Annotated in this window: 9 protein-coding genes; 8 read left to right on the forward strand and 1 reads right to left on the reverse strand. The window is 70.3% G+C overall.

All coding sequences use genetic code 11. The features are described 5' to 3' along the window. Together VNT50_RS02055 and VNT50_RS02060 are read left to right on the forward strand one after the other, a co-directional pair. The coding region (locus tag VNT50_RS02055) for a 2-succinyl-5-enolpyruvyl-6-hydroxy-3-cyclohexene-1-carboxylate synthase (RefSeq protein WP_325483444.1) at positions 1–1,440 on the forward strand (1,440 nt) is incomplete at its 5' end. Between the two features lie 18 nt (positions 1,441–1,458). Next, positions 1,459–2,322, forward strand: a complete 864-nt coding sequence (locus VNT50_RS02060) for a PPK2 family polyphosphate kinase (protein ID WP_325483445.1) — start codon at positions 1,459–1,461, stop codon at positions 2,320–2,322. 162 nt (positions 2,323–2,484) lie between these two features. Here the strand turns inward: VNT50_RS02060 and VNT50_RS02065 are convergent, their stop codons facing one another. After that, positions 2,485–3,780, reverse strand: a complete 1,296-nt coding sequence (locus VNT50_RS02065; protein WP_325483446.1) for an isochorismate synthase — start codon at positions 3,778–3,780, stop codon at positions 2,485–2,487. A 22-nt stretch (positions 3,781–3,802) separates the two neighbouring features. Between VNT50_RS02065 and VNT50_RS02070 the strand changes: the two genes are divergently transcribed. The 6 genes from VNT50_RS02070 to VNT50_RS02095 form a co-directional block, all read left to right on the forward strand. Beyond that, a complete protein-coding gene (locus tag VNT50_RS02070; RefSeq protein ID WP_325483447.1) occupies positions 3,803–4,414 on the forward strand; it encodes a DUF402 domain-containing protein in 612 nt (203 codons plus the stop codon). 24 nt (positions 4,415–4,438) lie between these two features. After that, positions 4,439–5,170, forward strand: a complete 732-nt coding sequence (locus VNT50_RS02075) for a demethylmenaquinone methyltransferase (RefSeq protein ID WP_325483448.1) — start codon at positions 4,439–4,441, stop codon at positions 5,168–5,170. A 72-nt stretch (positions 5,171–5,242) separates the two neighbouring features. Then, a complete protein-coding gene (locus VNT50_RS02080; protein WP_325483449.1) occupies positions 5,243–6,304 on the forward strand; it encodes a polyprenyl synthetase family protein in 1,062 nt (353 codons plus the stop codon). 30 nt (positions 6,305–6,334) lie between these two features. Continuing rightward, positions 6,335–7,708: an FAD-dependent oxidoreductase gene (locus VNT50_RS02085; protein ID WP_325483450.1), complete on the forward strand. Its 1,374-nt coding sequence runs from the start codon at positions 6,335–6,337 to the stop codon at positions 7,706–7,708. A gap of 35 nt (positions 7,709–7,743) precedes the next feature. Continuing rightward, on the forward strand, positions 7,744–8,775 hold the full coding sequence (locus VNT50_RS02090; RefSeq protein ID WP_325483451.1) for an alpha/beta hydrolase: 1,032 nt from the start codon (positions 7,744–7,746) through the stop codon (positions 8,773–8,775). Between the two features lie 851 nt (positions 8,776–9,626). Next, positions 9,627–15,453: beta strand repeat-containing protein (locus VNT50_RS02095; RefSeq protein WP_325483452.1), on the forward strand; the 5,827-nt coding region annotated here is incomplete at its 3' end.

The raw sequence follows: 15,453 nt of genomic DNA on the forward strand, positions 1-15,453 counted from the left end.
CAGCCGGGCATGTTCTCGCCGAGCGTGCGCTGGGAGGCCGACCTCCCGGTCCCCGAGGAGCCCGACGACATCGGCGACACCGCATCCACCGCGATGCTGCGGGCGCTCGCCGCCGAGGCGTTCGGGGCGGCGCGCGGCGCCGGCACTCGCTCGGCGGGTCCTGTGCACCTGAACCTGCCCTTCCGCGAGCCGCTCGCCGGCGAGCTCCCGGCCTGGTTCGGGCGACCCCCGGCCCACGACGCCCCGGCCCCGGACGCCCCGCCAGGCGGCATCCGCACACCGGACGACCACGCGCCCGAGGCCGACGAGGACATTGCGTCGGGGGCGCTGTACCAGGGCGGCGGAGGCATCGGGGCCGCCGACCTTCCCGCCGAGCCGGAAGATGAGCCCTATGTGCTCGAGCGCGGCCCGAGAACGATCGTCGTCGCCGGAGCCGATGCGGGGGTGGATGCCGAGGCCCTCGCGTTCGAGGGCGGGTGGCCGCTCGTCGCCGAGATCGTGAGCGGCGCCCGCTTCGGCCGGCAGGCCGTGCGCGGCTACCGTCGCCTGCTGTCCGATCCCGGACTCGGCGGCCGGGTCGAGCGGGCCGTGGTGTGGGGCCACCCCACCCTGAGCCGCGAGGTGACCGCCGTGCTGTCGCGCCCCGAGGTCGAGGTCGTCGCCCTCCGCGGGCCGGGCGAGCCCCTCAACCTGAACGGCGCCACGATCGCCGCAGACACCGTGCGCGTCGCGACGGGTGAGGCCGACCGCGCGTGGCTCGGGGCGTGGCTGCAGGCGTCGGCCGCAGCATCCATCGATCTCGACCCGCCCGCGCCCGACACCGCGGCCCTCGCCTCCACGGAGTCGAGCGAGCGCCTCGCCGCGGTCGCGGCCGAGCTCGCGGCGGTGCGTCGTCCGCTCGATCGGGCGGGCCTCGCCGACGCCGTCTGGCGCGCGACCTGGCCGCACGATCGGCTGATGTTCGGGTCGTCGCGACTGGTGCGCGTGGCCGACGACGTGCTGCCGGGCAAGAAGGTGCCGGTGCACGCGAACCGCGGGCTGGCCGGCATCGACGGCACGATCGCCACGGCGACGGGCATCGCGCTCGCGAGCCAGGCCGGGGGCGCGCCCGGGGTGACGCGCGTGCTGCTCGGCGACCTGGCGTTCCTGCACGACCTCGGCGCGCTCGCGCTGCCGGCCGGGGAAGAGGAGCCCCGCCTGCAGGTGATCGTCGGCAACGACGGCGGCGGCACGATCTTCGACGGGCTCGAGGTGGCCGCCGTGGCGTCGCCGAGCGACATGGACCGCGTGCTCTACACCCCCCACACCGCGCGGCTCGAGCACCTCGCCCTCGCTTTCGGATGGGACTACCTGCGCGTGACGACCCGGGCGGCGCTCGATCAGGCGCTCACCGTGCCCGTCGGCGGACGGCAGCTGATCGAGGTGCCGCTCGCGCGCTGAGCGAGTCAGAATGGCACCATGAGTCACGACGACGCGACCTCCTGGACCGTTCATCCCTCAGACGCCCTGCGCGTCGGCGCCGGGTTCCGCCTCGCCGACCTCGATCCCGAGTCCACGCCGGGCTATTCGGGCAAGAAGGCCGACGGCGAGGCCGATCTGCGGGTCGGGTCGGATCTGCTCGATCCCCTGCAGGAGCGGCTTCACGCCGCGGCGATCGGCGGCTCGGCGACCGACGCCGTGCTGCTCGTCATCCAGGCGATGGACACCGCGGGCAAGGGCGGCATCCTGAGACACGTCGTCGGGGCGGTCGATCCGCAGGGCGTGCAGATCGCGGCGTTCAAGAAGCCGACCGACGAGGAGCTCGCCCACGACTTCCTCTGGCGCATCCAGAAGCAGCTGCCCCCGCCGGGCAAGCTCGGGGTCTTCGATCGCTCGCACTACGAGGACGTGCTGATCGGCCGCGTGCGCTCCCTCGCGCCCGCGGACGAGATCGAGCGACGCTACGGCGCGATCAACGACTTCGAGGCGGATGTCGCGGGCCGCGGCATCCGGATCGTCAAGGTGATGCTGCACATCTCCAAGGACGAGCAGAAGGCGCGGCTGCAGGAGCGGCTCGACCGGCCCGACAAGCACTGGAAGTACAACCCGGGCGACGTCGATGAGCGTGAGCTGTGGGATGACTACATGGGCGCATATCAAGTCGTCTTCGACCGCACGTCCACCGCCGCGGCGCCCTGGCACGTGGTGCCGGCGAACCGCAAGTGGTATGCGCGCCTCGCGGTGCAGGGCTTGCTGCTCGACGCGCTCGAGGGCATCGATCCGCAGTGGCCGGCCGCCGACTTCGACGTCGCCGCCGAGAAGGCCCGGCTCGCGGCATCCTGAGCCCCCGACGCGCCGCCTGACGGCCGTCACCTACTTCGGAGAATGTCGCGAAGTTCGGGCCGCAGCCCCGGAGCGGGCTCCGAAGTACGTGACATTCTCCGAAGTTCGTCGTTGGCCGACGGCGTCGACCGCGACGGGGGATGGCTCAGGCGAGCGGATGGCTCAGGCGAGCGCGTCGACGATGGGCCGGAACTTCACCCTGGTCTCGAGCAGTTCGGTCTCCGGGTCGCTGCCCGCCACGATGCCCGCGCCCGCATGGGCGGTGACGGGGATCGTGTCGGAGTACTCGGCGAAGCGTCGCGAAGGCTCGGCGCCGAACTGCGCGCAGCGCAGTGCGATCGCCCACTCGCCGTCGCCATTGCCGTCCACCCAGCCGACCGGGCCCGCGTAGCGACCGCGGTCGAAGGGCTCGAGCCGGCGGATGACCTCGATCGCGGCATCCGTCGGCGAACCGGCCACCGCCGCGGTCGGATGCAGCGCGCCGACCAGGTCGAGGGCCGAGGCCCCACCCGAAAGCTCGCCCTCGACATCCGTCGCGAGGTGGAAGACGTTCGGCAGCTTGAGCGTGAAGGGCTGCTCGCTCACGGCGAGGGCGCTCGTGTGCGGGCGCAGCGAGGCGAGCACGCTCTGCACGGCGTAGAGGTGCTCGTCCTGGTCCTTCGCGCTGGTCGCGAGGGCGAGGGATGCCGCGACGTCGGCGTCGGCGTCGGCACCTCGGGGCGCGGTGCCGGCGAGCACACGGGCGGTGACGGTTCCGCCCGACACCGTGACCAGGGTCTCGGGGCTCGCGCCGATGATGCCGTCGACCGCGAACGTCCAGCAGTCGGGGTAGCCGATCGCGAGGGCGCGGGCGAGGCGGCGGAGGTCTGCGCCGGCCGGGACCGTTCCGACGAGGTCGCGCGCCAGCACGACCTTGCCGACCTCGCCGGCCGCGATCGCGTCGAGGCCTGCGCGCACCGACTCCTCGTAGCCGGCCGGCGGCTGCGCCCCGGGGCCGAGCGTCGCCGACCAGTAGGGTCCGTAGGCGATCGGCTCGCCGGCGGGCGGGTCCCCGCCCGCCTCGATCCGCGTGATCCACGACCGCCCCGCGCGGCGGCCCACGAGAACCCGCGGCACCGTCAGCACGCTCTCGCGCGCCGAGCGGTCATCGAAGCTGAGGGCGCCGAAGGCGACGAGCCCGGTGCCCGGCAGCCGCACCGCGTCGTCGACCACTGCCGCCGCGGACACGGCCCGCCAGGCCTCCGCGAATCGCGCGGCGCGCGGCATCCGCTCGCCTTCAGGGTGTGAGCCGTTCATGGCGATCGTCGTCGCGTTGCCGATCCCCGCGATGCCGTCGCTGCGGCGCATCCAGCAGAGGGGAGAGGCGGGGTCGGCGTAGGCCAGCACGTCGTCGACGGAGTCGATCTCGCGGGTCGTGACCCGCAGCCGAGGCACGTCAGCGGGAACGGGCACGGTCACACCCCCAGCCTAGACTCGGAGAATGACCGCAGACCCGCAGCGCCCCGCGCCGGGCACCCGGATGACCTTCCGCTGGCGCAAATGGGACGGCTCGCCGCACTGGCGGCACGACTGCTACTACCTCGGCTCGGACGACTGGGGCGACTGGTTCGGGCAGCCCGCCGGCTCCCACAGCTCGCGCCCCGGGCGTGACGTCGTGATCGACCACCCCGATGTCACGCTGCTTCCCCCGAGCGGCGACTACGCCCTCACGATGAACGCCCCGCCCCACTCGACCCGCGTGTACATCGACATCGCATGGGACGTGCGGTGGTCGGAGGAGGGCGAGCCGACCGGGATCGACATGGACCTCGACGTCGTCGACCACGCGCACCGCGGGGTCTACATCGACGACCGGGACGAATGGGACGAGCACCGGGCCGCCTACGGCTACCCCCTCGACATCGTCGAGCGCCTCGAGAAGCTCGCCGTCGACCTCGAGCGCAGGGTCACCGCGCACGAGGCGCCCTTCGACGCCGCGACCGCGGCGCACTGGTTCGGGGTGCTGGCAGCGCTCCCGCGCGAACCCGAAGTTCCCGCGGTCGACCACGCGCGCCCCTTTGTGGGGCTCCGCCCCACACCCCCGGCTTGCTGACGCGCCCCCGCCTAGACTCGAGCCGTGAGCCCGCACGATCCCCACGAGCCCAACCGCGCCGACCTCGGCAAGGATCCGGCGCGCGTGAGCGGCATGTTCGACCAGGTCGCGAAGAATTACGATCGCACGAACACCGTGCTCAGCATCGGCAACGACCAGCTCTGGCGCGCCGCCACGACGCGCGCGGTCGCCCCCCGCCCCGGGCAGCAGATCCTCGATCTCGCCGCCGGCACGGGCGCGTCATCCGTCTCGCTCGCCCGCAGCGGCGCCGACGTCGTCGCCGCCGACTTCTCGCCGGGCATGATCGCGGAAGGACGACGCCGGCACGGCGGCATCCCGAATCTCACGTTCGCCGAAGCGGATGCCGCGAACCTGCCGTTCGACGACGCGTCGTTCGACACCGTCACGATGTCGTTCGGTCTGCGCAATGTTCGCGAGCCTCGCACGGCGCTCGGCGAACTGCTCCGGGTCACGAAGCCGGGCGGCCGGCTGGTCGTGTGCGAGTTCTCACACCCGCCGTCGCCGGCATTCAACGGCCTCTACCGCTTCTACAACAGCCGGGTGCTGCCGCTGGTGGCGAAGGCGATGAGCTCGAACGCCGAGGCGTACGAGTACCTCAACGAATCGATCCGCGACTGGCCGAATCAGCCGACGCTCGCGGCGTGGATCCGCGAGGCGGGATGGGCGGATGTCGCGTACCGCAACCTCTCGTTCGGCATCGTCGCCCTGCACCGCGCCACGAAACCCGCGCCCTGAGTCGCCGCGCGCGGTCGCCGACCCTGCGACCGCCGCACGCGCCCGCGGCCGGCACCCTTGTAGGCTGAGGGGGTGACACCGAGCCCCTCCGCGCCGGGCTCGCGGCTGGCGAGCAGACTCGGCCTCAGCGACCGCACGTTCGTCGGTCCGCAGGCCAAGCGCCTGCTGATCCAGGTGGAGGCCGGGCTCGACCTCGTCGAAGAGGGCCTCGCGCGAGACCTCCGGGTCACCGACGCCCTCGCCGATTCGGCCAGTCGCTACCTCTACGAGGCCGGCGGCAAGCGGGTGCGCCCGATGCTGACGCTGCTCGCCGCCCAGCTCGGCGATGGCAACACCGAGGCCGTGATCGACGCGGCGAAGGCGCTCGAGATGACCCACCTCGGAAGCCTTTACCACGACGACGTCATGGACGGCGCCGACCGCCGTCGCGGGGTTCCCAGCGCCCATGCGGTGTGGGGCAACAACGTCGCGATCCTGACCGGCGACCTGCTCTTCTCGCGTGCGAGCCAGCTGATGGCCCAGCGCGGCGACCGCGCCATCCGGCTGCAGGCCGACACCTTCGAGCGTCTCGTGCTCGGCCAGATGCACGAGACCGTCGGCGCCCAGCCGGGCGATGACCCGATCGACTTCTACATCGGCGTGCTGGCCGACAAGACCGGCTCGCTCATCGCGGCGGCCGCGCAAGCCGGGATCATCTTCTCCAACGCCCCCGAAGAGTACGAGGCGCCGCTCTCGCGATACGGCGAGAAGGTGGGCGTGGCCTTCCAGCTCGTCGACGACGTCATCGACCTCTCGCCGAACCCCGACGACACCGGCAAGGTGCCCGGCACCGACCTGCGCGCCGGCGTGCCGACGATGCCCTACCTGCTGCTCAGCCAGCGCGAGGATGCCGCCGCCCGCGCCCTCCGGGATGCCATCGACAAGGGTGTGACCCTGATCGCCGAGGGCGCGGACCCCGAGATCCTCGACACGGAACTCGAGCAGCTGCGCCACGACGATGCCACCGCTCGCACGCTCGCGCTCGCCCGCGAGTGGTCGGCGGATGCCGTCGCGGCGATCGACGGACTGCCGCGAGGACCGGTGCGCGACGCGCTGACCCGCTTCGCGGATGCCATCTCGGATCGCAGCGGCTGAACCACGGGCCTCGCACCAGAAAGAGAAACCATGACCAAGCTCAGGTTGGCCATCGTCGGCGCGGGTCCGGCAGGCATCTATGCCGCCGACATCCTGCTCAAGGCCGAGCGCAAGTTCGACGTCTCCATCGACCTCTTCGAGCGGCTTCCCGCCCCTTACGGTCTCGTCCGCTATGGCGTCGCGCCCGATCATCCCCGCATCAAGGGCATCGTCACGGCGCTCCGCGAAGTGCTCGACCGCGGCGACATCCGCATCTTCGGCAACGTGCGCTTCGGCGAGGACATCACCCTCGAGGACCTCAAGAACCACTACAACGCCGTGATCTTCGCGACCGGTGCGATCCGCGACACGGATCTCGACATCCCCGGCATCGACGCCGAGGGGTCCTATGGCGCCGCCGACTTCGTGAGCTGGTTCGACGGGCACCCGGATGTGCCGCGCACTTGGCCGCTCGAGGCGCGGTCGGTCGCGGTGATCGGCAACGGCAACGTCGCCCTCGACGTCTCACGCATGCTTGCCAAGCACGCCGACGACCTGTTGCCCACCGAGATCCCGGCGAACGTCTACGACGGCCTCAAGGCGAGCCCCGTCACCGACGTGCACGTGTTCGGCCGTCGTGGACCCGCCCAGGTGAAGTTCACTCCGCTCGAGCTGCGGGAGCTGGGCGAGCTTCACGATGTCGACATGGTGGTCTACGACGAGGACTTCGACTACGACGAGGCGTCGCAGGCCGCGATCGCCAGCAACAAGCAGGTCATGGTCATCGACCGGGTGCTGCAGTCGTGGCGCAAGCGCCCCTCGGCGAACAACGCCGCGGGCGAGGCATCCCGTCGTCTGCATCTGCACTTCTGGGCGAAGCCCGTCGAGGTGAAGAAGGATGCCGACGGCCGCGTCGCCTCGTTCGTGTACGAGCGCACCCGCCCCGACGGCGAGGGCGGTGTCGTCGGCACGGGAGAGCTTCGCGAGGTGCCGATCCAGGCCATCTACCGCGCCGTGGGCTACTTCGGCTCGCCGCTGCCGGGCGTGCCGTTCGACGAGCGGCACGGCGTGATCCCGAACCACGAGGGCCAGGCGCTGCACAAGGACTCCAACGAGCGGGTCTCGGGCGTCTACGCGACCGGCTGGATCAAGCGCGGCCCGGTGGGCCTCATCGGGCACACGAAGTCCGACGCGATGGAGACCGTGCGGCACATCATCAACGACCAGGGCTCGTGGTGGCAGCCCGCCGATCCGTCCGAGGCCTCGATCCCGGCTCTGCTCGCCGAGCGCGGCGTGAAGTGGACCGACCTCGCCGGCTGGCACCGGCTCGACCTGCACGAGGTGGCGCTCGGGCAGCCACATGGCCGGGCGCGCATCAAGGTCGTGCCCCGGGACGAGATGGTGCAGGTCTCGCGAGGCGAGTAGCCGACGCCCGGCAACGGCCTGGATAGGCTGACGGCGTGATCCAGACCGCCGCGTGGGAGTCCGACGTGTTGGGGGAGCCGTTCGAGCAGCTGACCCTGCCTCTCGGCACCGACCACGAAGGCGAGGTGGTCGCGACGATCGTGCGGGCACTCCCGCGTCGCGAGTGGTGGCGGATGCCGCGGCCGGCGCTCGCGGACGTCGATGTGCTCTACGTGCACGGCTGGTCGGACTACTTCTTTCAGCGTGGCCTGGCGAAGTACTGGACCGATCGCGGCGCGAACTTCTACGCTCTCGACCTGCGCAAGTACGGCCGCAGCCTCCGGCCCGGGCAGACACCCGGCTACATCACCGATCTGGCGACCTACGACGAAGACATCGCCGCCGCGCTGGCCGCCATGGGTCGCCCGCTCGACGGGCCACCGTCGGACCGGCGGCTCGTGCTGGTCGGTCACTCGACGGGTGGCCTGGTGCTGAGTCTCTGGGCATCGAGCCATCCGGGTGCGGCGGCTGCCGTCATCCTGAACAGCCCCTGGCTCGAGTTCCAGCTGAGCGCGATGACGCGCGCCGCGGTCGCGCCGATGGTGGGCCTTCGGGCGCGGCTTCGTCCGCTAGACACCCTCCCGCAGGTCGATTTCGGCTTCTACTCGCGCGCCCAGCGCGACGCGCGCGGGGCCGACCTCGATATCAACCTCGACTGGCGCCCCGAGCAGACGATGGCCGTGCACACGGCGTGGCTGAATGCGATCCTCGTGGGGCACTCGCGCGTCGCCGCCGGTCTTCAGATCGACGCGCCGATCTGCACCCTGCTCTCGGCGAGGTCGGTAGCGCCGACCCGCTGGTCGGACGAGTTGACCCGGGCCGACAGCGTGCTCGTCGTGGACGATATCGCCCGCGCCGCGCTGCGCTTGGGTTCATCGGTCACCGTGGAGCGCATCGCCGGCGCCCTGCACGACGTCTTCCTCTCGCGTGCCGATGCGCGCGACGCCGCATACGAGCGGCTCGACCGATGGGTGATGGGATGCCTCGGCACGAAGCGCCTGCCGCTTTCGCCGGGCACGTACACGTAGCTCCGCGGGGTGTTCACGAGCCCAGGTGAGGGGCGCAGCGCCGGCGCGATTGTCACGGTGAGCCAAGATTCCGCCGCGAGACATAGGGGTGTCCACCCCGGTGCCCGGCGCCGGCTGCGGTACCGTGGCCGAAGACCCGGTGCTGCGTCGGTGCCTCTCCCAAGTCAGACACCAATCCCGCGCGCCAGGAGCGGGTACGCGGCCGGGTCAGGTTCCCCCCGAGAACCGTTCTCCCCAGCTGCGGCGCCTCGGGGGGAGCCGCTCACCGGCTCGGCGCGGTTTCGCTCGGATGACAGGCGTCAACCACTATGGTTGTCGCAACCCCCGGCGATCATCGGCGTCAGTTTTCTCCCGGCTTGGCACGCACACGTACCCGAAACGTTGAGCAACCGACCGTCTGGGTTCAGGTTGCCCGAGGCCGCCTCCTTCACCGGAGCGCCCTCGGGCAGCCGCCCGGATTCGCCGGGCGGTCGTCGAGCCCGCGCCCCATCTAGCGCAATTTGGTGAACAAGGCGCCATTTCCTCTGTCCGCGACGCGTGCCGGGCTCCGCTACCGCCGTTGTTCGGTGCCAGAAGGTGTTCTCGCTGACCGGGATTCTTGGCTAGTCTCGAAAAGTCCGTCGCTTCTCAGCTGCGGCTTAATGACCAAGTTTCGTCGGGGGGCGACAGCGTTGCGATCGTGGACCAAGCGCGGATTCAACCAAGACAATCGGGACGGTGCCGGCCTGTTCCGGCATCTGATCAGCGATCGAGGCCCTTCCCGCCTCTTGCGCGCGGCGATCGCCATCGCGCTGGCCGGACTGATCGTGAGCACGGCCGCTGTCCCGGCTCTGGCGGTTGATGCCCCGGCAGTGTCCGATGTCGATCAGGCGCAGGATCCCACACCGTCGGCGGACGAGCCCACCGCGCCTCCCACCGAGGCGCCGGCCCCGTCGGCGGAAGCGACGGCCACCGCTCCAGAGCCGATCGATCCGCCGGCGGAGAATCAGTCGGTCGAGTCGGCGCAACCGGCCGAGCCCGCACCAGACCTGACCGCCCAGGCACCGGCAACAGGTGGCGCTGCCGACGCACAGAACTCAACGTTCGCGCAGCCGGGGCTGCTGGCTGCTGCTGCTGCGGGGCAGCCCTCCCTGCTGGTTTCGATCACCGACGCCAACGGGGTTCCGATCACGAGCGTTGTGCCGCTGACGTCGACGAGCGTCGAATACCAGGTGCGGGTCTCTTACACCTGCACCGGCGACTCTCCCTGCACCAACATGACCGTGTCGATCCCGGCGCCGTCGTTGGACCCGTACTACGGCATTCATCGCAAGGAGTCGAGTTCCGCCGTGATCCCCCCGTTCAGTCCGGCTCCGCCAATCACCGGCAGCCTGACCGCGGGCTACACGGTCAGCCTCGGAACGGTGGAGTCGGGTGCCACCGGCACCATCGTCTTCCGGTACTTCCTCAAGGGTCCCGTCGGAACGCCCGGCAGCCAGCATGGCAACCCCCTGGGCTGGGGAAACTTCTTCCCACCCGGATTCCCCATCGACCCGGTGGTCACCGTAACCTCCGACAATGCCGCGCCCGTGACCGGCACGGACCTCGCGACCTACGACAGCATCATTCCGACCCCGACCATGGCGTTCGTTGCGCAGGGCGCGATCGACACGGACACCGAGATGACGGTGAACATGGCCGCCACCTCCGGCTGCTGGGTGAGAAACGGATATGGCACGCTGAAAGCTCAGTACAACAGCTTGTGCAGCAAGTCCGCGTCAGTCGCGGTCCAGCTGCCGGCGAAGGCAGCTTGGGTGCCCGGCAGTGGTGGCACCTATGACGCCGGGACTCACACAGTGACCGTCACTGCGAGCCCGAACGCGTGGTACGGGCTCGAGAGCGGTGCGTTCAAGGTCATCTTCCCGAGCTCGGCGTACCCCACGAGCGGCGCTGGATGCTTCGTGACCGAGACATTCCTCGGCACTGGCAGCGTCACGTACCTGAACGACACCGTGAAGGCGACCTCGCCGGCGAGCATCTCGCGGAACACCACCGTGGACAATTGCCAGCCGTTCATGAAGGGCACCTTCGGCAAGTCGGCCACGGCATCCTCGATCAAGATTCCGACCACGTCGCCCACGACGGGCCACTACTGGCATGTGGACACCTATCACCAGGGCAACAAGCCGGGCGTGGCGACGGTGATCGACAACGCCCTTGACCAGCCCGGCATGCCGGTGCACAACATCAGCACGAGTTCCGCGGCGACCATCAGCTACACCCTCGATGACGGAGCCACGGGTCAGGCCACTGGTACGACCTACACCGCGCCAGCGGGCCGGCGCATCGTGGCGGCGACCGTGGTGTCAGCCCTATTGGCCGGTCCGAACGTCGAGCCGAGCGGCACTGCCAGCACGCGCTTCTGGATCCGCTACTTCTTCAACGTGCAGCCCGGCGCCGCGCCCGGACCCCGCGTCAACACCGCGAGCGCAACCATCACCTACCCTGACTTCCCGACGGTTCCCGCGTTTACTCCGACCGGCAGCCCCGATTCGCAGACAATCACCCTGTTCGACGTCACGCCGTTCGCGAAGGCGTCCGTGAACAAGACGTCGAACGCGGTCAGCTACGGCATCCAGGCCACGACGTACGACGGGAGCAGCTGGGTCGTCGACGTCTGCAACCAGGCGAACGTCGACGGCGTCGCGACGGTGACGGACACCTTCAACCAGGCCGGCATCCCGGTGTACTACATCAGGACCACGCTCGCTGCGACGATCACGTACACCCTCGACAACGGCACCACCGGAACCATGACCGGCACGGACTTCGCCGCGCCGGCCGGGCGGACGATCACGAGCGCCACGGTGGTGTCCCCGACGCTGGCTGGACCCAACGCGGCAGCGACGGGCACGGCCTGCACCCCCTTCCGCACGACGTTCTACTTCCGGGTGCTGGCGGGTGCCGCGCCGGGTGATCGCACGAACTCCGTCGCCGCGACCATGACCTACCCGAACACTGACCTCGGTACGGTGGCGGCGACCGGGAGCCCGGACACGCACACTGTCAACCTGTTCACGAATACGCCATACACGATCGGCGCCCCGGTCGCGCTGACGCGCACCAACGTCACCAACCCCGCGTTCGAGCCTCGAGTGGGCGACGAGGTGCGGTGGACGTCGAACGGCCAGTTCTGCAACCTCGCCACCGATAGGACGATTACTCCGCAGTACGTCTTCTTGGCCCCGGCGGGCTGGAACATCCTGCCCAACGGCGCCTCACTGGCGAGCGTGCCTGGTGCGACCTTCAACTACACGACCGTGACCTACGCCGGTGTCGCCTATAGCGCGGTCGTCGTGCAGTGGCCTGCACCCGTCGCGGGTGTCGGCACCGGATCGGGCACCAACTGCGTGAACCTGTCGCAGCTGACGGTGAAGACCACCCCGACGTTGAGTGCGGTGGTGGGTACTCAGACCGCGCACTTCTTCGTCGGCGACGCGACCAACGCGCTCGCCGAGGCGTACACGGCCACCAAGGTGCTCGAGTCCACGACCAGCTCGGACATCGATGCCGACGGCAACACGACGGATTCCTTCGCACTCCGCACCGGTACCTCTGGTCTGCAGGGTGTCGCTGCGCTGTCGGTGACCAAGGAGATCTGCCAGCCCGACCCGGCGCAGGCCGACGGTTGCGTGTGGATCTCCGACCCCGCCATCACCGTGGGAGTCCCGCCGACCGCCACCTCGATCAAGTACCGCGTGACGATCAAGAACAGCGGTCAGACCGACCTGAGCAACGTCGTGGCCTACGACGTGCTGCCGTACCCGAACGACACGGGCACGTCGAATTCCACGGCGGGTACGCCGCGCGGCAGCACGGTGAAGGAAGCGCTGGCCAGCCTGAGCCCGGATAGCGCAACCGGGATGACGCTCGCGTACTCGACGTCCACCAATCCGCCCCGGCCAGAGGTCTACTCTGGCGCGACCACGGGCAACTGGGCCGCACCGTTGTCTGGCGCCAGCGCCATCAGGGTGACGATTCCCTCCCTGGCCGCGTCGACGTCGCGCACGTTCACCTACGAGGCCGCCCTCGTGGGCGGCGCGGCCGATCAGACCGCCTGCAACTCGATCGCGCTGTCGGCCGCGACCATCGTGCCCTCCGAGCCGCCGAGGGTCTGTGCCTCCACGCAAGAGGCCGACTTCGAGATCCTCACCGCCAACCGGTTGCCGCTGCAGGTCAACCGCGTCGGTGTCGTGCCCTTCACCGTCACCAACAAGGGCGGTTCGGCCCTTGCCGCCGGCATCGTGACGCTGTCACTGCCGGCCGAGCTGAACGTGGAGTCGCTGGCTGTGCCGGGATGGTCGTGCACCGCGTCACCCCTGACCGGCCCGACCCAGGTGGTCTGCCGGCCCGTGCAAGCCGACGGCACGACCACCCGCGAGCTCGCCAAGGATGTGACGGAGACCATCCCGCTGCGCGTGCGTCCGACCGCGTCTGCCACTGGCACGCTCTGCGTCGGCGGCGAGGTGGAGAGCGCGAAGTTCGATCCAGTGGCCGCAAACAACACCACGAGCAGCTGTGCTTTGGTGGTGACCGGGCCGGAGCTGGCGGTCACCAAGGATGACAGCAGGGCGGCGGTCAGCCCCGGCGAGACCTACGCGTACACGATCACCGTCGCGAACCGGCTGGTGGCCGAGTCGGTGGCGAACGCGACGCTGACCGACACCCTGCCCGCCGGCCTCGAACTGGTGAGCACGAGCCCGGCCGCGACCGTGGTCGGGCAGACGCTCACCTGGAACCTCGCCTCGCTGGGCCAAGCCGGCATCGCGTCGTCGACCGGTGACGTGGCCACCGGCGGCCCCGGGTCGACGACCTCCGTGACCGTGACGGTGAAGGTGCTGTCGATGGCGACGGGATCGGTCGTGAACACCGCCAGCGTCTCGGCACCGGATCCGGCGTCGCCGACCACGACGTTGTCGGCCCAGGGAACGGACAGCGACCAGCTGCTGCGGCTGACGGTCGCCAAGTCGAGCGATGCCGCCGTCGCCGGCGTGCGCGCCGGCGACGTGGTGACCTACTCGGTGGCGCTGACCAACAGCGGCACTGCGGACTACACGGTCGGGAACCCGGCTCGACTGGTCGATGACCTGTCTGGTGTGCTCGATGATGCGACCTTCGTCGGCGGTTCCGCCGAGGCGAGCGTCGACGGTGGTGCCTCGACGGCAGTGGCGGATCCGGCCGGTGGTCTGTTGAGCTGGTCGGGTGCGCTTGCCGCGGGCTCGGTGCTCACGCTGACCTACCAGGTCACCGTCGGTGCCGGTGCGGTCGGCGATGTGCTGACCAACACCGCGTATGCGGCGAGTGCGCCGAGCAGTTGTGTGAGCGGGCTCACACCGACCAGCCAGTCGTGTGCGACCGTGACCACGCAGTTCGCGCCGTTGCTGGCCAAGTCGGTCACCTCCTCAGTGCAGAACGACGACGGCACCTGGACGACCGTGTACTCGGTGTCGGTGACGAACGTCAGTCCGACGGCCGCTGCGACATACACCCTCAGTGACGCGCTGGCGTTCGGCGCGGGTATCTCCGTGGTGAGCGCGGCGGTGACGTCCGCACCGGCGGGCGTGACGCCGGCCGCGTGGGCGGGTTCCGGGCCGATCGCCTCTGGCGCGAGCATCCCGGCGAACAGCCAGCACACCTACCAGTTGACCGTCGTAGCGAACGCGGGCACGACCGGTGGCACGCCTGCGGGCACCTGCGCTGCGGGACTTGCCGGCGGCTTTGCGAACCGTGCGTCCCTCGCGACCACCGACGGCCGCACGGCCGCCGCGGAGGCGTGCGCGGCTCCGGCCGAGCCGACCGTCGACAAGACGGTCACTCCGGCGACCCAGCTCTCCGATGCACGGTGGGGCGTCGAGTACACCGTGACGGTGACGAACGCGAACCCCGCCGAACTCGCGTACACGCTCGACGATGTGTTGAACATCCCCGCCGGCGTCACGGTCGATCAGGCAACGGTGACCGGTCCGACCGGCGCCCCGGTGAGCCCGACCTTCAACGGGTCGACCGATACCGCGTTGCTGAGTGGGCCCGACCGCATCTCCGCGGGGTCCGCGGCGACGCCGACGACGAGGGTGTTCACAATCGCGCTGGTGCTCGACGCCGAGCAGGCCGGAGCGGCCGGCATCTCGGCGCTGACCTGCCCGCCCGCGGGAACCGGCGGCTACGCGAACCTCGTGAGCCTGCGGGCAGGGACGAGTTCGACCGAGCTCGACTCGGCGACGGCATGCACCAACGCGCTGCCGCTGCCCACGCCGGTGATCTCGAAGCGGGTGATCTCCACCACTGTGGATGCCAACGGCGTGTGGACCATCGTGTACGACGTCGCAGTCACCAACCCCGACGCCACATACTCGACGCGGTACTCGCTGGACGACGAGTTGCAGTTCGCCGCCGGCGTATCGATCGTCGCGGCCGAGGTCGCCTCCTCGAGCGCGGCGGTGTCGCCAAGCTGGGATGGCCAGTCAGACACTGCGGTGAGCGCCAACGTGCCGCTGCCGGCTGCAACGACGCACACCTACACCGTCACCGTCGCGGCCGATCCGGGCGCGTTCGACACCGAGTCGCCTGCGGCGGACTGCCGCCTTGACACGGGTGAGACGGCCACCGGATTCTCGAACCTCGCGACGGCGACCGCCGGTG

It is taken from the genome of Microbacterium sp., from assembly GCF_035554235.1.
Taxonomy (GTDB): domain Bacteria; phylum Actinomycetota; class Actinomycetes; order Actinomycetales; family Microbacteriaceae; genus Microbacterium.

Bases quoted from the DNA above. Each gene is read 5' to 3' on its own strand.
- VNT50_RS02060 (WP_325483445.1), top strand. From the start codon at position 1,459: ATGAGTCACGACGACGCGACCTCCTGGACCGTTCATCCCTCAGACGCC.
- VNT50_RS02085 (WP_325483450.1), top strand. From the start codon at position 6,335: ATGACCAAGCTCAGGTTGGCCATCGTCGGCGCGGGTCCGGCAGGCATC.
- VNT50_RS02070 (WP_325483447.1), top strand. From the start codon at position 3,803: ATGACCGCAGACCCGCAGCGCCCCGCGCCGGGCACCCGGATGACCTTC.